Here is an 18,356-nt window from a genome sequence, read left to right on the forward strand (position 1 = left end):
TCCTACACTACGCAGGAGGGGTTGTGAAGCACATATATTTAATGTGCTTCTTCCCAGTTGTCGCCTTGCTCGACTTCGACGAGCAGCGGGACATCGAGAGAGGCGGCGTTCTGCATGCGCTGCGCGACGTCTTTCATGAAGTCTTCGACCTGCGCTTCGGCGACTTCGAAGACAAGTTCATCGTGTACCTGCATGACCATCATGGCGTCATACGCCTTGTCACCGTCATTGCCCGCCAGCCAGGCGTCCACGTCGATCATGGCGCGCTTGATGATGTCGGCGGCGCTGCCTTGCATCGGGGCGTTGATGGCGGTGCGTTCGGCAGCACTGCGACGCGCGTGATTGCGCGAGCCGATTTCCGGCAGGTAGAGACGACGGCCGAAGATGGTCTCGACATAGCCCTGCTCGGCGGCGAGGTGGCGAGTGTCTTCCATGTAGGTGGCGACGCCCGGATAGCGCTCGAAGTAGCGCTCGATGTAGGTCTTGGCCTGGCCAGGGTCGATATCCAGCTGACGCGAGAGGCCCCAGGCGGACATGCCGTAGATCAGCCCGAAGTTGATGGCCTTGGCGCTGCGACGCTGGTCACTGCTGACACGTGATTCCTCGGTACCGAAGACTTCCGCGGCGGTGGCGGCGTGCACGTCACGGTTGTCGGCGAAGGCCGAGAGCAGCCCCTTGTCACCGGAGAGGTGCGCCATGATGCGCAGCTCGATCTGCGAGTAATCCGCCGCGACGATGCGATAGCCGAGGCGTGCGATGAAGGCCTGACGAATGCGACGGCCCTCTTCACTGCGCACCGGGATGTTCTGCAGGTTCGGATCAGACGACGACAGACGACCCGTCGCGGTGACGGCCTGATGGTAGCTGGTGTGCAGGCGACGCGTGGTCGGGTTGACCAGCTGCGGCAGCTTGTCGGTGTAGGTGCTCTTGAGCTTGGTCATGCCGCGATGGCGCATGATCAGCTTGGGCAGCGGGTAGTCCAGCGCCAGCTCCTCGAGCACGGCTTCGGCGGTGGACGGCGCGCCCTTGGGGGTCTTCTTCTTGACCGGCAGCTTCTGCTCCTCGAAGAGGATCTCGCCCAGCTGCTTGGGCGAGGAGAGATTGAACTCGCGGCCCGCCAGCTCAAAGGCCTGCTTCTCGATGTCGTGGATCTGCTCGGTCAGCTCACGGGTCTGGGCGTGCAGGCGCTCGGGGTCGATCGCGACGCCGTTGCGCTCGATGCGCGCCAGCACCGGAATCAACGGGTATTCGTAATCACGCAGCACCTCGCCTAGACGCCCCAGTTTCTCGATGCGCGGCATCAGCAGCGCGGCGAGGCGCAGGGTGATGTCGACATCCTCGCAGGCGTAGGGCATCGCCTCTTCCAGCGCGATCTGGTCAAACGTCAGCTGCTTGGCGCCCTTGCCGGCAATGTCGGTGAAGCTGATGGTGCTCTCGCCCAGGTACTTGAGCGCCAGCGAGTCCATGTCGTGACGGGTCGCGGTGGAGTTGAGCACGTAGGACATCAGCATGGTGTCGGCCAGCGGACCGGCCACCGCGATGTCATAGCGCGCCAGCACCTCGATGTCGTACTTGAGGTTCTGGCCGATCTTGGTGATGGCACCATCGGCCAGAATCGGCGTCAGCGCCTCCAGCACGGCCTTGCGGTCCAGCTGCGCGGGGGCATCCAGATAGCTGTGGGCGACGGGAATGTAGACGGCCTCGCCGACTTCCAGCGCCATGCCGATGCCGACGATCTCGGCTTCCATGTAGTTGAGGCTGGTGGTCTCGAGGTCGAAGCACAGCGAGGTGCTGCTGCGCACACGCTCCAGCCACGCGTCCAGCTCGGCCTGCTCGGTGATGGCGCGGTAGTTGCGCTCCTCACGCGGCGGCAGCGCCTCGGGCATCTCGTCCTCGTCACCCGCCCCATCCAGCTCAGGCGTCGGTGCAGCGGCGGTCTTGCCCTTGCCGGAGGCCTTCTCCGCGACGGGCGCGATGCTGTCGCCGAACAGATCACCGCCGGCGACACCGCTGTCCTTCTCATCGGCGTGCGGGGTGGCGGCCATGTCACCGCCTTCCAGCAGCTCCTTCAGCCAGGCGCGGAACTCCATCTCCTTGTAGAGCTCGACCAGCGCGGCGGTATCCGGCGCGGCGATCGCGAGGTCATCCAGGCCATGCTCCAGCTCGCAGTCCAGCTTGATGGTGGCGAGACGATAGGAGAGATAGGCATCCTCGCGGTGCGCTTCCATCTTCTTGGCCAGCGTCTTGGCGCCGCGGAAGCTGAGCGTCTTGATGCGATCGAGGTCACCGTAGATGGTGTCGAGACCGCCGCCCATGCCCTGCAGCAGGCCCAGCGCGGTCTTCTCGCCCACACCCGGCACGCCGGGAATGTTGTCGACCTTGTCGCCCATCAACGCGAGGAAGTCGATGATCAGGTTGGGCGGAATGCCGAACTTCTCGGTGACGCCGTCCACGTCCAGCGTCTCGTTCTTCATGGTGTTGACCAGCGTGATGTGCTCATTCACCAGCTGAGCCATGTCCTTGTCGCCGGTGGAGATGACGGCGTCACGCCCGGCCTCGGTGGCCAGTCGCGCAAGAGTTCCGATGACGTCATCGGCCTCGACACCTTCCACGCACAATAGCGGTAGACCCAGCGCGCGTACGCAGGCATGCAGCGGCTCGACCTGCAGGCGCAGGTCATCGGGCATCGGCGGACGCTGGGCCTTGTACTCGGGGTACATGTCATCACGGAAGGTCTTGCCCTTGGCGTCGAACACCACCGCCATGGGGCTGTCCGGATACTGGCGGATCAGGCTCTTGAGCATGTTGATCACGCCCTTCACCGCGCCGGTGGGCAGGCCCTTGGAGGTGGTCAGCGGCGGCAGGGCATGAAAGGCACGATAGAGGTAGGAAGATCCATCGACGAGAACGATCGGCGTGGCGGCCATGAGCAGTCGCATCCGTAGGCTGAAGGGTGAGCTTGGGGCAAGCAGAGTCGGGGCCGAAACTCTCTCGGCATCAATGGCTGTCATGATACGCAAGGGCTGCGGCGAGGCACAGTCACGCCGCGGGCATGGACCGGCTTTCGGGCAGCTCCCAGGGGCAGTGAAATCGTGCACGCGGCTGACAAGAGTCGTAGACTGCGCCCATCAGGCAAGGTTTCTGGCCATCGCCGATTCGCTTGCCCTCCGCACGCTTGCGCACAGAATCTTTGCGCTCAGGACTTTTGTGTACGGGGCCTTGTCGCCAGTCTCCCTGCGATGAAGGCTCACGTGTTAAAGGAGGAATGCCATGCGCACGACTGCTTCGATTGCTCCGCACCCGACGCTGCGCCTGCCCACGCTGCTGGCGAGTGCTCTGCTGCTGGTCATCACCGCGCTGGGCGCCCCGCTGGCCGTGGCCGAGAGTGATGCCCCCAAGCCACAGGTCACCAGCCGTCAGCAGGATGACCGCCAGCTGCGCGAATACCGCGTCAATGGCCATCTGTACGCCATCGAGATCATCCCCAAGGGGGGCACGCCCTTCTTCCTGCTCGACAGTGATGGCAACGGCAACTTCACCCGTTCCAGCGTATCGCAGGCCAGTCAGCTCAAGGTGCCCGGCTGGGCGCGGAAAAAGTGATAAGCTCGGCATTGCGGGTCACGCGGCACCTGACCCGGCAGTGACGGGCATCATGCCCGGACCGGACGCACCCCTTGCGCTCGGCCCGGGCATGACGGTCTCCCTCCTGCCTACCGACAACAACTCCTGTCAGCGCATTGCCGCCGCGTCCGTCCAGCGGCGCGCCACTGATGGGGCGGACACATTTCGGCGAGAAGAGTCACCCATGGCAGTCTTTACCCCCCTGAGCGAGGCTCAGGTCGCAGAATTTCTGGCAGAGTACGATGCAGGCACGCTGACATCGCTTGAAGATGTCGCCCACGGCACCGAGAACTCGACCTTCTTCGTCACCACCGACCGCCGCGAGATGGTGCTGACCCTGTTCGAGCAGGGCGAGCATGAGGAACTGCCCTTCTTCGTCGAGCTGCTCGACTTCCTCGCCGGCCACCAGCTGCCGGTGCCCGGCCCGCTGCATGACCGCGAAGGTCAGGCGCTCAAGACGCTGGCAGGCAAGCCGGCGTTGCTGTTTCCGCGCATGCCGGGCAAGTGGCCCGTCTCGCCCAATGTCGCCCAGTGCCGCGAGATCGGTGCGGCGCTGGGGCGCATGCACGCCGTCTCGCAGCACTTCACCGGCCAGCGCCCCAACACCCGTGACCTGCATTGGATCAAGCCGATGCACCACAAGGTGCTGGCCTATCTGAGCCCGGAAGACCAGGCACTGATGGCCGACGAGATCGATGTCTGCGAAGACGTCTTCAGTGGCGTCGACCTGCCACAGGGCGCGCTGCACGGGGATCTGTTCCGCGACAACACCCTGTTTGACGGCGATCGCCTCGGCGGCATCATCGACTTCTACAATGGCTGCACCGGCGACCTGATCTTCGATCTGTCGATTCTGGTCAATGACTGGTGCTCCAATGACGATGGCCGTCTGGATCAGGCGCGTTATGACGCCCTGCTCAGCGCCTATCTGGCCGAGCGCCCGATGAACGCTGACGAACGCCGCCTGTGGCCGAGCATGCTGCGCATGACCGCGCTGCGCTACTGGCTGTCACGCCTGCTGGTGGTCTACGTGGACCCGCCCGCTCACAGCCTGACGCCGAAGGACCCGGCACAGTATCGCCAGCTGCTGGGCCGGCGCATCGAGGAAGGCGCCCTGCCGCTGCCCGACGCCACCCAGCCGGCCTGAATGCCCACGCAAGTGGCAAAGCGATTGCCTGCGCCTCCCCAGCAGGCATAATGCGCCCCCTGAGCGCCCGCATCCGTGCGGGCGCCATTGTCTTCTCCGACGCTGCCCACACCGCTGAGCACCGCCGGGCTTGCCTTCACGCCGTCCATCTCCGGAGACCGCGATGACCTCCTTTGCAGCCGAAGCACGCCGCACCTACAACATTGACCAGTGGGGCAGCGGCTATTTCGACGTGGGCCAGGATGGCCTGACGCTGGTGCGCCCCCATGGCGAACCGGGTACGCCTGCGCTGCCGCTGATCTCGCTGATCGACAAGGCCCGCGCCCAGGGCCTGCGACTGCCGCTGCTGATCCGCTTCGCCGATATCCTGCATGACCGGGTCGAGCAGCTGTGCGCCGCCTTCGATGCCGCCATCAGCTCACGCGGCTATGGCGCCAGCTACACCGCCGTCTATCCGATCAAGGTCAACCAGCAGCGCCGCGTGGTCGAGGAACTGCTGGCGACCAGCGAACGCTCGCGCGGGCGTGTCGGCCTGGAAGCCGGCAGCAAGCCGGAACTGCTCGCCGTGCTGGCGCTGTCGGACAATGGCCCGTCGGTCATCGTCTGCAACGGCTACAAGGACCGCGAGTACGTGCGTCTGGCGCTGATGGGCGAGAAGCTCGGCCACCGCGTGCACCTGGTGGTCGAGAAGGCCAGCGAGCTGGAACTGGTACTGGAAGAAGCTGAACGTCTCGGTGTGCGGCCGCGCATCGGTCTGCGCGCGCGCCTGGCCACCATCGGCAAGGGCAACTGGCAGAACACCGGCGGCGAGAAGTCGAAATTCGGCCTGACGGCGAGCCAGATCGTCGCGCTGGTCGAGCGCCTGCGCGAAGTGGATGCGCTGGACTGCCTCAAGCTGGTCCACTTCCACCTCGGCTCGCAGATCGCGGACATCAGCGACATCCAGCGCGGCCTGGCCGAGTGCGCGCGCTTCTATCAGGGGCTGCATGAAGCCGGTGCCGGCGTGGAAATCGTCGATGTCGGCGGTGGCCTGGGCGTGGACTACGAAGGCACGCGCTCGGAAAGCGCCTGCTCGCTCAACTACTCGATGCGTGAATACGCCGACTATGTGGTCGGGGCGTTCCACGCGGTGTGCGAGGCGCATGATCTGCCGCATCCGCACATCATCTCAGAATCCGGTCGTGCCCTGACCGCTCACCACGCCGTGCTGGTGACGGACGTGATCGGCGAGGAGCGTGTCGACCTGCCGCTGCCCACGCCACGTGAGGATGATCTGCAGATCGCCGCGCTGTGGACACAAGCCGCGCGTCTGGAAGGTGCGCTCGAGCCACGTGAGCTGGTGGAGATCTACCACGCCGTGGTGCATGCCCAGCATCAGGTGCAGGAGCGCTTCGTGATGGGGCTGGCGAGCATCGCCATCCGTGCCGAGGCCGAGGCCATCTACACCAACGTGTGTCGCAGTCTCGCCGGGCGCCTCGATGCGCGCCAGCGTTCGCACCGCGCGGTGCTCGATGAGCTCAACGAGAAGCTGGCCGACAAGCTGTTCGTCAATTTCTCGCTGTTCCAGTCACTGCCGGACATCTGGGGCATCGAGCAGATCTTCCCGATTCTGCCGCTGACCGGTCTCGACCGCGCGCCGACCCGGCGTGGCGTGATTCAGGACATCACCTGCGACAGTGATGGCCGCATCGACACCTATGTGGATGACCAGGGCCTGGACGCCACCCTGCCGCTGCCGGAATGGCATGCCGAGGAAGAGAAGCTGCTCGGCTTCTTCATGGTCGGCGCCTATCAGGAGATCCTCGGCGACCTGCACAATCTGTTCGGCGATACCGATTCCGTGGATGCCAGCCTCGACGACGAGGGCCAATGGCAGCTTTCCCATGCCATCCAGGGCGATAGCGTGGCGCAGGTGCTGCGCTACGTGAACTTCGACCCGGATCAGCTGGCGGCCCGCCTCGCGCGTCAGCTCAAGTCATCCAATCTGAACGCGCTGGAACAGGCAGACCTGCTCGAGGACCTGAAGGCAGGTCTGGAAGGATATACCTACCTGGAGAGCTGAGCCCTTCCGTCATTGAGCTGATCTCTGCTTCAGAGATTCGAGCCCGGAAAGCAGCAGCCCAGACAGCAAAAGCCCCTGCCGGAATCCCGGCAGGGGCTTTTCTGTCTCAACTCGCTCAGGGCTGCGGTCAACACGCTCAGGGCTGCTGTGAACTCGCTCAGGGCTGCCTCAGAGCCAACTCACGTCAAGGCTCGAGACAGACCCAGGCATCATGCCACGCCGCGCGTGCGTGTCTCGACACGCAGCAGCTCGCCGCTGCCATCCGGGGCATCCAGCGCCAGTGCCAGCGCCTGATCCGGATTCAGCTCACCAACGCCCTCCGGCGTGCCGGTCAGCACCACGTCGCCGGGCAGCAGCGTGAAGCTGTGGCTGATCTCGCTGAGCAGCCGCGCGACAGGGAACAGCATCAGACGGGTATCCGCCTGCTGACGCTGCTCGCCGTCGATGGCGAAACGATACTGCAGTGCCTGGAAATCGACATCATGCAGTGCGCCTTCGCCATCACGCCAGCGCGGGCCTTCCAGCGCGACGAAGGAGGACAGAGGACAGCTGCCGTCAAAGGCCTTGGCCAGTTCCCACGGCTGGCCCTTGGCCTTGAGCTTGCTCTGACGCTCACGCAGGGTGAGATCCAGCGCCAGCCCCATGCCGGCCAATGCCTCCAGCGCCTCGTCTTCACTCGCCTCGCACAGTGGCTTGCCGATCAGCAGCGCAAGCTCGGCCTCGTAATGGTACTGGCCACGTCGCTTCGAGAGCGGCAGCGGCTTGTCCATGGGCACCACGCTGGTGGCGGGCTTGATGAACAGCAACGGCTCGCTGGGCACTTCATTGCCGAGCTCCGCGGCGTGGGCAGCATAATTGCGCCCCACGCACACCACCTTGCCGAGATCATGGGCAAAGACACGACCATCGCTGAAACGTGGGGTAAAACGCTGAGCAAGCGGCATGCAGAACTCCTGTCGGGGCGTGATGGATGATCAATGAGAGATGATCGATGAGAGATGTCTCAATCTTACGCCGCCCCGCCGGCTTGCCACTACCACACCAACGTCCGAGATTTCGCCGCCTGAACGCAACCCCGGGTTGTGCAGTTCAGTCCACTGGCCTGCTCAGCCTTTCGGTCTTTCCTTTCGCTTGCTCACGCTGGCGGTCTGTCACGCGCGGCTCATTTTTCCAGTTCATCCCAGCCACCATCGGCACGGTGGGCCAGAAATTCAGGGCGCGGACGAGAGGCCGCGAACGGCGCCTGCATGGCATTGTCGACGCGGTTGTAGACGAAGAAGGCGTTGCTGCGCGGGTCCGGCGACATGTTGGCGTTGGAGCCGTGCAAGGTGTTGCAGTCAAACATCAGCAGACCACCCGCGGCACCGGTGGGCGCCTCAATGCCACGCTGGGCGACCAGCTCTCGCAGCGCTTCGCGCGAGGGCACACCGACTTCCTGTGCCTGCAGCGAAGACTTGTGATTGTCTTCCGGCGTCTCGCCCAGGCAGTGCACGAAGACTTCGTGCGAGCCGGGGATCAGCATCAGCGGGCCGTTGAAGTGGTGATTGTCATTCAGGATGATCGAGGCGCTGACCGCACGCATTTCCGGCATGCCATCCTCGGCGTGCCAGGTCTCGAAGTCCGAGTGCCAGTTGAAGCCCTTGCCCTCGAAGCCCGGCTTGTAGTTGATGCGCGACTGGTGGACATAGACATCGCCACCCAGAATCTGGCGCGCGCGATCCATCAGGCGCGGGTCTTCGGCAAGCTGGCGGAAGCGCTCCGACAGGAAGTGAACGGCGAAGATGGAGCGGATCTCGCGGCTCTTGGGCTCGGTGATGGTGAAATCACGACCCTGGAGATCTTCCTGCTCCAGCAGCGCAGCCAGTTCGGCCTTGAGCGTCTCGACTTCTTGCGGGGCCAGGAATTCCGGCTCGAACAGGAAGCCATCGCGCTCGAACCGCTTGAGTTGCTCAGCCCCCAGCGGCCCCTCATCGGCGCGCGAGTGCACGACGGGCTCGCGGCGCTTCTGCCACAGGTGCTGCGGTGGCTGGCTCAGACGCGTCGGGTAGGCGTCGCGCGAGTGGGAGGAGCCTCGGTCGCTGCCTGACTTGTCCAGATAGGCTTCCGGCGCCTGATCGCGATCGGCATCGACCTGACGAACACCCAGACGCTGATTGGAGGACTCTGCGCCATCGCTGGCGTTGCTGCCGTCCATCTCGTGGTGGTGGCGCTGCTTGGACGAAAGCGCAGCGGTGGCGTTGTACGAGGTCATGTGGCGTGAAGCTGTCATCTTGCTCTCCTTAAGGCATCAATGGCTTGCATTGAGGAAAGAGGAATCCGGCGTTCTATTCCTGCGGCTTGGCCGCACTGTCCCACCTATGGGCCATGACACAGACTTCAACCCCATGAATCATGAATTAATCACAGACGCCTGATCCCCGAGTTCGTTAAAAGACCATTCAATCGCGCACTACCCCCGCCATCACCGTTCTCGCGAAAACATGAGACCTCCTGTGTCTCACGGATGACAAGATTCCTCAGTCACCCCGATAGATCATTTCATCATTCACGCGGTGGCCACGCGCCTCATGCATGAAAGACATCATGCCTCATATATCGCCTCATTCCTTGTCATGGACTCCTGACAATTCACCCCAATACGCTTCGCCTTTTGCAAATCGCATCGCGAATGATCACCAGACAATAAGCGTAAGTTGTTGTGAACTATTGTGAATTTAGTTGGCACACTTAATGCCCCTGTAAAGACACGGCATCACAACTGATAGACACATATCAGAGTACAAGAACGGCGCAGGACAATGCGTCACACCAGGGGAACTTCCAGCATGTTCAAGCCACGGATTTGTCTGGCCGCTTGCATGGCCACAGTGCTGGGGGGCTGCGCCGCAGTCGAGCCGAAATTCGATAATGTCGAGCCAGTCGTCGGGCCGCCAGTCACCTCAAACAATACGCCTTACAGTGAATGTCTTGCCTCATTGAGCCGTATTTCAGGCGCGACAAACCTGCCAGTTATCGCCGTCGGGCAAATCACTGACAAGACAGGGCAACGCAGCTATTCGACAGTAACCGAAAGCGCCGCCGTCACTCAGGGTGTCTCGGAAATGTTGATCAGCGCGCTCTACAAGACTCGCAAGGTTCACCTGACAGAGCGTCTTGATGTTCGCGTCCCGCTGGCCGAGCAGCAACTTTACGAGAACAAGGCCATGGCCTATGCACCACGCAAGCTGGCCGTCCTCCCCTCGCACTTCGTGGTACTCGGTGCCCTCACTGAGCTCAATTACAACATTTCCAGTGGTGGCACTCGCCTGTTCGTCAGCGGAATCGGGGCCGGATTGCGGACCGCCGTGATCAATGTGGGCCTGGACCTGCGCATGGTCGACATCCGCACCTTCCGCACCGTCTATGTCACCAGCCTGCAGAAGCAGGTGGTGGGTTACGAAGTCGAAGCCGGCATCTATCGCTTCTTCGGCAATCAGCTGGTCGAGTTTGATTCCGGCGCAGTGCGCAATGAACCACTGCAGCTGGGCGTGAGATCAGTCGTGGAGATGGGCGCCTACCAACTCCTGACTGAAGGCCTGGGACTTCCTGTACCTGCGGGGCAGGAATGTGAACTTCACCCGGGACAGCATGTTGCAGCGAAAGACGGCAACACGCAGCAAGTGGCCGCAGCCAATACGGCATCAGGCAGTACCGCAGCAGTCGCAACACCGTTGAGAGAAGCACCCGCAACAGAGGCACCTGCAACAGAAACATCGGCAGCATCCAGCGCAGCACAATAAGTCAACATTCATGAGGAACATGACAATGACTACCTATAATAAGCTCGCAGTCGCCATCGGTCTCGTAAGTGGTGTGATGATGGCAAGTCAGGCGCAAGCCTTCGACAATGTCCATTGGAAATGGCATGGCCACGTTGACACGCACATCAAGGTGGGAGCCCATATCGATCCGACGATCGAAGATCCGGGCGGCCTGGTGATGGTGGAGAACTTCCAGAAGCAGATCGGGGATGTCAGCTCGGAAGCCGTCGTCAGTGACATCAGTTACGGCTCTGGCCCCGGTGAAACCACCACCGAAGTCGGGATTGGCGTGGGCGCAGCTGCAGGAGCAGCCGCAGGTGCAGGGGCCAGCTCCTATGGCGGCTGGTTTGGCTCTAGTGCAAATGCCGGTGCCGGTGCCATCGCAGGCGCAGGCGCAGGGGCCATTGGCTATATCACTACCACCACCACCGACCCCGTCGTGAATGCTGATATCACACGTCTGGAAAGCCTGGAAAATGCGGCGACCTCAGTCGGCAACAATGCCTCCATCGAGAGCGATGCCATGGTCAATCTGCATAACGAGCAATTCCTGGCAGGGGGCTATTTCCAGAAAGCGAACATCGACTCAGTGGCCACTGTGGACAACATCCTCAACCTGAGTGTGGATAATGCCGCGACCTCGGTAGGCAACAACCTGTCGGTCACCCAGGACACAACTGGTCTTGATACCGCGCTGATTGCCGACAACACCCAGTTCAGCCTTGCCGATGTGACCTCCACGGCTTCAGTGACCAATGTCATGCTCGGCTTGCCTCCAGTGGGCAGCTTCGAGGGCCCGGTCATCAACAATGCTGCGACCTCAGTGGGCAACAACGTCTCCATCAATGTCGGCCCGCAATAATCCAGCGACAGCCTGATCAACACACGCGGGGCAACCCGCGTGTGTTTCAGCACCTGCTGACATCAGACGTCTCACGCATCAGACACTGCATCTTTCACAGACCGAAAGGAGCAAGACATGAATGCTTTCACACGTATCAGCCTGGGAGTCGTGGGCGCGGGGTTCCTGCTGGCCGGTAGCGCCAGCGCCAACTCGTTGATGGGCCCCTTCCCTTACGACTTCCCGGCGCGCAGTGCAGAAACCGCGCTGATCCTCTACGAGAGCAAGAAGGCCGGCAGCCTGGGGGAAGGGTCCGAGACCAATATCGGCGCATACACGCTCAATACCGGCAGCAGTACCTCGATCGGCAACTGGCAGCAGATTGAACAGACCCTGAGTGACGGCTCTACCGGCACCATCGACAGCACGGCGGACCAGTCCGCCGATGGCAGCTCGCAGACGTCGTCAACGGATTTCACCATCACCCACAACAATGCGGATGATGAAGAGGACGAAGCCCCATGATGCCCCGCCCGGGCAAGGCGTGACGGCCCAGGCAGGGCACTTGAGAACATCAGACTCACGTGTCAAACGTGAGGAGAGAGTTGGTCATCATGCCAACGGGTGGGATGAGATATCTGACCCTCGCGCGCAGCGGAAAAAACCCACTAAAAGCCGCCATGATCATCTCTCACGTTTGAGTAAGCTTGGAAAAGGACGCGCAACAACCCGCATGACGAAGACTCAACGCTTGGGGAGCGTGTGTCCTTCCGAGAGGCTGTCACCAGAAGCAGCCCGACAATTATGCTCCTGCAGCGATGCTCTACGAGCTGCTGACAGGGGTCCAGCAGCAAGGGAACATCACTCATGACCGCACTGAAGGCTCACCATCAGGCTACGCCGATCACCACTGCGTTGAATCTGACTGTCGACTCCCCCGCACGGGTGAAGTCTCTACCGACAGGCCGGCCTAACGGTTTTGAGGGGTTCATCGGAGGCTCATCGTCCATGCAGACCCTCTATCGCACCCTCATACAGGTCGCCCATTCGGACGCCCCCATCTTCATCACCGGCGAAAGCGGCAGCGGCAAGGAGCTATGCGCCACTGCCATCCACCGCCACAGCCCGGTACGCGAAGGCCCTTTCATCGCCGTCAACTGTGCTGCCATCCCGGCGGAGCTATTGGAATCACAGCTGTTTGGGCATGTGCGTGGCGCCTTTACCGGTGCCGTCAGTGCCCAGCAGGGCCTGGCCGTGGCAGCGGATGGCGGGACGCTGTTCCTGGATGAGATCGCCGAACTGCCCTTGCCACTGCAGAGCAAGCTGTTGCGCTTTCTGCAGACCGGCCAGGTGATGCCCGTGGGCGCGACACGCACGGTCGAGGTCAACTGCCGTATCGTCTGCGCCACGCATCAGGACCCGCGTCAGCTGGTGGAGACCCATCGCTTCCGCGAAGACCTCTTCTACCGCCTGCACGTCATCCCGCTCAAGGTGCCGCCCCTGCGCGAGCGCGGAAGTGACATTCTCGAGATCGCCAACGGCTTGCTGAGTCGCATGGCCAGCCACGAAGGCAAGCATTTCACCAGCCTGAGCGCCTGCGCGGAGCAGGCGCTGCTGGCCCACGATTGGCCGGGCAACGTGCGCGAGCTGGAAAACACCCTGCGCCGCGCCATCATCCTCCACGAGGGCGAGAGTCTCACGGCCGCCATGCTGGACCTGCCAGCACACGGCGGCTCACACGAGAGACTCGAGCACGCACCACCCGGCGCCGAGAACCAGGGCCTCTGGCAGCGCCCGCTGTGGATGGTGGAGCGGGATGCCATCGAGACGGTGATAGCGGCATGCGATGGCAGCATTCCGCGTGCCGCTGCCATTCTGGAAATCGCCCCATCGACCATCTATCGCAAACGCCTCAGCTGGCAGGCCCATCACCCCGGCTCATCCGCCGCGCATTGAGCGCCGAAAGACGCAAGGCGAGCAGACGCCAGACGCAAAAAAGCCACCCCGGAGGGTGGCTTTTCTGTTGGCTGCCGAATTCATCCTGCGACTTCATCTGCTAGCCAGAATTGGCTGGGGTACCAGGACTCGAACCTGGGAATGCCGATACCAAAAACCGGTGCCTTACCACTTGGCTATACCCCAATTTGGTGGCCAGAGACGGAATCGAACCGCCGACACGGGGATTTTCAATCCCCTGCTCTACCAACTGAGCTATCTGGCCGACCGGAAGACACAAAAAAAGCCGCCTGGGCGACTTCGATATCCTGCGTTCTTCGTTCATCTACAGAAGCCTGAAGATGGTGCCGGCTAAAGGAGTCGAACCCTCGACCTACTGATTACAAGTCAGTTGCTCTACCAACTGAGCTAAGCCGGCACAAAGAACTCATGATATGAGTCTTCTTACTACGTTACTGCATGTCAGCTGGCTGGGGTACCAGGACTCGAACCTGGGAATGCCGATACCAAAAACCGGTGCCTTACCACTTGGCTATACCCCAACACTTGGTGGCCAGAGACGGAATCGAACCGCCGACACGGGGATTTTCAATCCCCTGCTCTACCAACTGAGCTATCTGGCCCTTGCCAACGAGGACGTATTAAATAGAAAACCTTTCCCGACGTCAACCCTTGCTTATCAAGAATTTGGCGTCGTTATTCGTCTTCCATCGCCCTCGCCGTCTCGTCAGACTTCGTAGCCCTGTCCGCCCTGCGCTTCGCCCTTGGCGGCGGCGTCAGTCGGGACGAAACCTTCGGCCTGATCGGTCTCTTCGTTGCGGAAGAAACGCTCCATCTGCTCCATCAGATAGCGACGGCTGTCGGCATCCATCATGTTGAGGTGCTTCTCGTTGATCAGGCGTGTCTGCAGCGCCTGCCATTCTTCCCATGCCTGCTTCGAGACGTTGGCCCAGATATCCTGGCCCTTCTCGCCCGGCAGCGGCGGAAAGTCGAGACCCGGCAGGTCCTGGTCATACTTGCGGCAATGTACGGTGCGCATGGGTAACTCCGTAAGAGAACTGGATGTCAGTGCGGTTGAGCGCCGAGCCTTCGCCAGACGCTCAATCGATTGCCTCATTCTCGCACGCTTGAGCGGGTTTCCCCCAGGCGTCCGAGGCCTGTCGATGAGAGCGACTCGCTCACAGCCCGAACAGATCATCCGTGCAGCGTGCCAGCAGCGCCTTGACCGGTGCCGGCAGGCCCACGGCATCCGGCGCGGCGGGGTCGACGAAACGACGGTCTGCTCCGTGTTCGTTGACGCCATCCTCCGCCGACGGCGTCAGTTCCGCCGCTCCCAGCTGAACCGGCTGCGGCGTGATGGTCAGCCGGAAGTGGCTGAAGACATGCTCGAAACTGTCCAGCGGCGCCTCCAGATGCGCGCCTCGCGCTTCACGGGCGACCCACTCCCGCGCGGCCTCGCGGTCCTCGACCAGCGGCGGCGCCCACAGGCCGCCCCAGATGCCCGTCGGTGGGCGTCGTTCGAGCAGAATCCGGCCCGTCTCGTCACTGACCAGCAGCATCAGCGTCTGACGTGTCGGAATAGCCTTCTTGGGCTTGCTCTCGGGGAAGCGCTTTTCCTCGCCGCGTGCATGCGCCACACAGACTTCCTCGAAGGGACAGCGCGTACAATCCGGCTTGCTGCCGCGCGTGCACAGGGTGGCCCCGAGATCCATCATCGCCTGGGTCCAGTCCGCCAGCCGCACCTGCGGGGTATAGCGCTCCGCCAGCGTCCACAGCTTGCGCTCCACGGCCGGCCGACCCGGCCAGCCTTCCACGGCATGCAGGCGAGCCAGCACGCGCTTGACGTTGCCATCGAGAATCGGCGCCCGTTGTCCGGTGCTGATGCTGATGATCGCCCCGGCGGTCGAACGCCCGATACCTGGCAAGGCCGACAGTGCCTCGACACTCTCGACCGGGAAGGCGCCGCCATGCTCAGCGACCACCTGTTGAGCGGCCTTGTGCAGATTGCGCGCCCGGGCGTAGTAGCCAAGCCCCGTCCACAGGTGCAGCACCTCATCGATCTCCGCCGCCGCCAGCGCCGCGACATCCGGGAAGCATTCCATGAAGCGCGCGTAATAGGGCAACACCGTCGTGACCTGGGTCTGCTGGAGCATGATCTCCGAGACCCATACACGATACGGGGTGGTGTTCTCCTGCCAGGGCAGGTGCTTGCGGCCATGCTCATCGAACCAGTCGAACACGCGGGCCTGGAATTCCTCCGGGCTCATCGCAATGCTTGCCACGCCTGGCGGGGCGTGGGTATCAGACGCTGCCACGTCAGGCGTGGCCGCAGTGTCAGGTACCGCCATCAAGACTTCCTCTACTCGTGACTCGTACCATGGCGCGCCATGGTCTGGGCTCCAACGGCAGCACGCCAGCCCCGAGGGACTGGCGTGCCGGTCTTGCTGTGCAAGGAGCGCGTGAATCAGTTGAACAGCCCCTGAATCGCGCCCTTCAGCTTGTCGCTGGCGCCTTCGCCCAGCTTGTCATCGATCTTCTTGCGCGTGTCTTCATCGAGCTTCTCATCCAGCTTCTCGCTGACCTTCTCGCCCGCCTTGCGCTTGGCTTCATCCTTGGCCAGTTCCGCGGCGGCCGTCTGGAAACCCTTCTGGTCGAAGCCGCACCATTCGCCCGGCTCACCGCTCAGGTTGCCCTGACACTGCACCGGGAAGCGCAGCTTGACCAGACGCGGATTGACCTCACAGGCAGCGTCATCCGTTCCTTCAATGAAGCGCGCCGCCACGTTGTAGTCAAAGGCTTCGGTCGGCAGGTTGAGCTGCCCCTTGCCATCCAGCGCGATACCCGGGATCGCCAGTGCCAGATCCTGATTGCTGATCACGCCATTGGTGACCTTGAAGCTGCCCTGTGCGCGTTCCAGCGGGGTATTCGCCGCCCAGTCACGCGAGGACGTCTTGCCACTCAGCGTCGCCACCGTGGTGCACATCTTCTCGGACACATTGACGTCGAGTATCTCGCCATTGCGAATCTCGAAGTCACCCGAACCATTCAGGTTGCGCTTCATGCTGTCGAGTTGATTGGTGCTGGTGGTGTAATCGCCATTGAGCGTCAGACGGCCACGCAGGATGTCATCCTGCTCAGGCGCCAGCGCCTTGAGGAATGGCGCGATATCCAGATTGGTCAACTTCTCGCCGAAGCTCATGGTCAGCGGTGTCTTGCGACTGTCGATGCGGGCACTGGCTGCCAGGCTACCGCCGTACAGACTGGCCGTCAGGCTATCGAGCTGCTGCAGTCCCGGCTGACCGGACAGCTTGGCGGACACCTTGCGCATCTCGAGCCCGGATGCCGTGAGGTTCGCGATGTCCAGCTGGCCCTTGAGCCCGAGAGTTCTGAGCAGCTCCACCGGCAACACCTCTGCATCGCCGTCAGCCGCGTAGGCCGGCGCCACCAGTCCTGCCGTCACCCCCGTACCGAGACTCGCGGTCTTCTCGCTGGTCTGCGGCGGGAGGTAGTCGTCCAGATTCAGCGCATCGACATCCAGATCAAAGGTGATCTGCGAGGCATCGAAGGAGGAGCCGAGACGTCCGTTGATGGTGGTGTCATCCAGTGCCATCACCAGGTTGGTCAGCTGTACCTGTGACAGATCGCCCTTGAGCGGGCTGGAGAATGCCAGCGAGGTCAGTGCATCACCGCGTGCCGTCTGCGGTGCCTGCATGCCGACCCGCGTCATCCACGCCTTGGGCGACAGCGGGGCCAGCTTGAACTGCCCGCTGTAGCTCAGCGCCTCGCCCGTGATGTCACTGGCCTTGAGCGCCCCGCTCAGACGCAGGTCACTGCCCGAGGTCAGCAGCAGATCGGAGAGCGTCGCGGTGCCTTCGGCAAGATCCGCTTCCGCCCCGAAGGTCGCCTTCACCGGCAGCGCCTTCTCTCCCAGCGACGGTTCGTTGAGCGAGGCATCCAGCTCCCCACCCTCGATGCGATAGCGCTGCTGCTCGGTATCCAGTGTCAGGGTATCGATCTCCAGCGCCAGCTGCTGGGACTGCTCGCTCAGCGACGGCATGCTGGTGGCGGTATCCAGGCTGATGCCGGTCAGGACATGGCGACCGTTCTGAAGGTCCAGCGCCACCTTGCCGTCCAGATTGATGGTGCTGCGCAGCTCAGGCTCACGCCCCTCCGCCACGAAGGACAGCTCCACCGGGAACGCCTTGGTCGGGCTGACGTTGCTGGAGCTCAACGCCAGCTCATTGAGCGTCATGTCGAGACCGCTGGCAGCATCCTGGTAGGTGATCTGCCCATTGGTGACCTGAATCGAGGCGATATCGAGATTGACGGCCATGCCTTCAGCGCCATCGCTGACACCGGCATCTCCCTGCGTCTCATCGGCCATGGCGACACCGGCACTCTTGGCGGGAGGCAGGGCCTTGTCCGCCGCACCGCTCTCGGCGGCATCGGCAGCATGCTGCAACAGACTCTCCCAGTTGCCTCGCCCGTCAGCGTCTCGCTTGAGGTCCAGTTTCAGGCCATCGAGGAACACGCCCTCGACCTCCACCTCACCGCTTAGCAAGGGCGCGAAGGACACCCCGACCTCGGCACGCTTGAAGGAGGCGAAGGGTGTCTGGTCGTGAGCCTGCTCCGGCAGCCAGGTCTGGGCGTCCTCGACACTGACGCCCAGACGCGGGTAGAACGACCAGTCCAGCGGACCGTTCAGGGCCAGCTCCAGCCCCGCCTGGTCCTTGACCGCCTTGACCAGACGCGGCTTGAGATCATTCGGGTCGAGGAAGGTGGTGACATAGATCACCCCCGCCACCACGACCAGCGCCAGTACTCCGACGATGGCCAGCAAGGCCCTGAACAGTGCTTTCATCTGCGTCCTCCCTTTGACACGATGAGATGTCCGGGCTGCCTTCGCTCCTGAAGGCATTGCCCGGCACG

At 62.6% G+C, this 18,356-nt stretch carries 13 protein-coding genes and 5 tRNA genes; 7 read left to right on the top strand and 11 right to left on the bottom strand.

Going from position 1 to position 18,356, the window contains the following annotated elements; all coding sequences use genetic code 11:
• Window positions 1-38: 38 nt before the first annotated feature.
• A complete protein-coding gene (gene polA, locus BFX80_RS16455) occupies window positions 39-2,927 on the bottom strand; it encodes a DNA polymerase I (RefSeq protein ID WP_084209456.1) in 2,889 nt (962 codons plus the stop codon).
• 343 nt (window positions 2,928-3,270) lie between these two features.
• Here polA and BFX80_RS16460 point away from each other — a divergent pair, with 343 nt between their 5' ends.
• The 3 genes from BFX80_RS16460 to speA all read left to right on the top strand — a co-directional run bounded on the left by BFX80_RS16460 (window position 3,271) and on the right by speA (window position 6,830).
• Window positions 3,271-3,600, top strand: a complete 330-nt coding sequence (locus BFX80_RS16460; RefSeq protein WP_084209457.1) for a DUF2782 domain-containing protein — start codon at window positions 3,271-3,273, stop codon at window positions 3,598-3,600.
• 205 nt (window positions 3,601-3,805) lie between these two features.
• Window positions 3,806-4,768: a homoserine kinase gene (locus BFX80_RS16465; protein WP_084209458.1), complete on the top strand. Its 963-nt coding sequence runs from the start codon at window positions 3,806-3,808 to the stop codon at window positions 4,766-4,768.
• A gap of 163 nt (window positions 4,769-4,931) precedes the next feature.
• On the top strand, window positions 4,932-6,830 hold the full coding sequence (speA, locus tag BFX80_RS16470) for a biosynthetic arginine decarboxylase (protein ID WP_077378572.1): 1,899 nt from the start codon (window positions 4,932-4,934) through the stop codon (window positions 6,828-6,830).
• A gap of 209 nt (window positions 6,831-7,039) precedes the next feature.
• On the opposite strand, the gene BFX80_RS16475 is transcribed toward speA, so the two are convergent.
• Both BFX80_RS16475 and thpD read right to left on the bottom strand, forming a co-directional pair.
• Window positions 7,040-7,774 (bottom strand): fumarylacetoacetate hydrolase family protein, encoded by a 735-nt coding sequence (locus BFX80_RS16475; protein WP_077378569.1) that lies wholly within the window; start codon window positions 7,772-7,774, stop codon window positions 7,040-7,042.
• A gap of 218 nt (window positions 7,775-7,992) precedes the next feature.
• The gene (gene thpD, locus BFX80_RS16480) at window positions 7,993-9,099 is read right to left on the bottom strand and encodes an ectoine hydroxylase (protein WP_308457347.1); all 1,107 of its coding nucleotides are present in this window, start codon (window positions 9,097-9,099) and stop codon (window positions 7,993-7,995) included.
• Window positions 9,100-9,655: 556 nt separating this feature from the next.
• Here thpD and BFX80_RS16485 point away from each other — a divergent pair.
• The 4 genes from BFX80_RS16485 to BFX80_RS16500 all read left to right on the top strand — a co-directional run bounded on the left by BFX80_RS16485 (window position 9,656) and on the right by BFX80_RS16500 (window position 13,427).
• Window positions 9,656-10,609 (top strand): CsgG/HfaB family protein, encoded by a 954-nt coding sequence (locus BFX80_RS16485; protein ID WP_077378566.1) that lies wholly within the window; start codon window positions 9,656-9,658, stop codon window positions 10,607-10,609.
• Window positions 10,610-10,634: 25 nt separating this feature from the next.
• Window positions 10,635-11,492, top strand: coding sequence for a hypothetical protein (locus BFX80_RS18040; protein WP_084209459.1), 858 nt, complete (start codon window positions 10,635-10,637; stop codon window positions 11,490-11,492).
• Window positions 11,493-11,609: 117 nt separating this feature from the next.
• Window positions 11,610-11,996 (top strand): hypothetical protein, encoded by a 387-nt coding sequence (locus tag BFX80_RS16495; RefSeq protein WP_084209460.1) that lies wholly within the window; start codon window positions 11,610-11,612, stop codon window positions 11,994-11,996.
• A 483-nt stretch (window positions 11,997-12,479) separates the two neighbouring features.
• Complete coding sequence (locus tag BFX80_RS16500) at window positions 12,480-13,427, top strand: sigma-54 interaction domain-containing protein (protein WP_167593062.1); 948 nt, start codon at window positions 12,480-12,482, stop codon at window positions 13,425-13,427.
• Window positions 13,428-13,538: 111 nt separating this feature from the next.
• Here the strand turns inward: BFX80_RS16500 and BFX80_RS16505 are convergent.
• The 8 genes from BFX80_RS16505 to BFX80_RS16540 all read right to left on the bottom strand — a co-directional run bounded on the left by BFX80_RS16505 (window position 13,539) and on the right by BFX80_RS16540 (window position 18,288).
• A tRNA-Gln gene (locus BFX80_RS16505) sits at window positions 13,539-13,613 on the bottom strand.
• A gap of 3 nt (window positions 13,614-13,616) precedes the next feature.
• Window positions 13,617-13,692, bottom strand: a tRNA-Phe gene (locus tag BFX80_RS16510).
• Between the two features lie 77 nt (window positions 13,693-13,769).
• Window positions 13,770-13,845 (bottom strand) — tRNA-Thr (locus BFX80_RS16515).
• Window positions 13,846-13,894: 49 nt separating this feature from the next.
• Window positions 13,895-13,969: transfer RNA gene (locus BFX80_RS16520), tRNA-Gln, on the bottom strand.
• Between the two features lie 5 nt (window positions 13,970-13,974).
• Window positions 13,975-14,050 (bottom strand) — tRNA-Phe (locus BFX80_RS16525).
• A gap of 104 nt (window positions 14,051-14,154) precedes the next feature.
• Window positions 14,155-14,466: an oxidative damage protection protein gene (locus tag BFX80_RS16530; protein ID WP_077378554.1), complete on the bottom strand. Its 312-nt coding sequence runs from the start codon at window positions 14,464-14,466 to the stop codon at window positions 14,155-14,157.
• 139 nt (window positions 14,467-14,605) lie between these two features.
• Window positions 14,606-15,694, bottom strand: a complete 1,089-nt coding sequence (mutY, locus tag BFX80_RS16535) for an A/G-specific adenine glycosylase (protein WP_084209841.1) — start codon at window positions 15,692-15,694, stop codon at window positions 14,606-14,608.
• Between the two features lie 197 nt (window positions 15,695-15,891).
• Window positions 15,892-18,288, bottom strand: coding sequence for an AsmA family protein (locus tag BFX80_RS16540; RefSeq protein WP_167593063.1), 2,397 nt, complete (start codon window positions 18,286-18,288; stop codon window positions 15,892-15,894).
• Window positions 18,289-18,356: the final 68 nt, after the last annotated feature.

The sequence above is a fragment of the Cobetia marina genome, from assembly GCF_001720485.1.
GTDB classification, from domain to species: domain Bacteria; phylum Pseudomonadota; class Gammaproteobacteria; order Pseudomonadales; family Halomonadaceae; genus Cobetia; species Cobetia marina.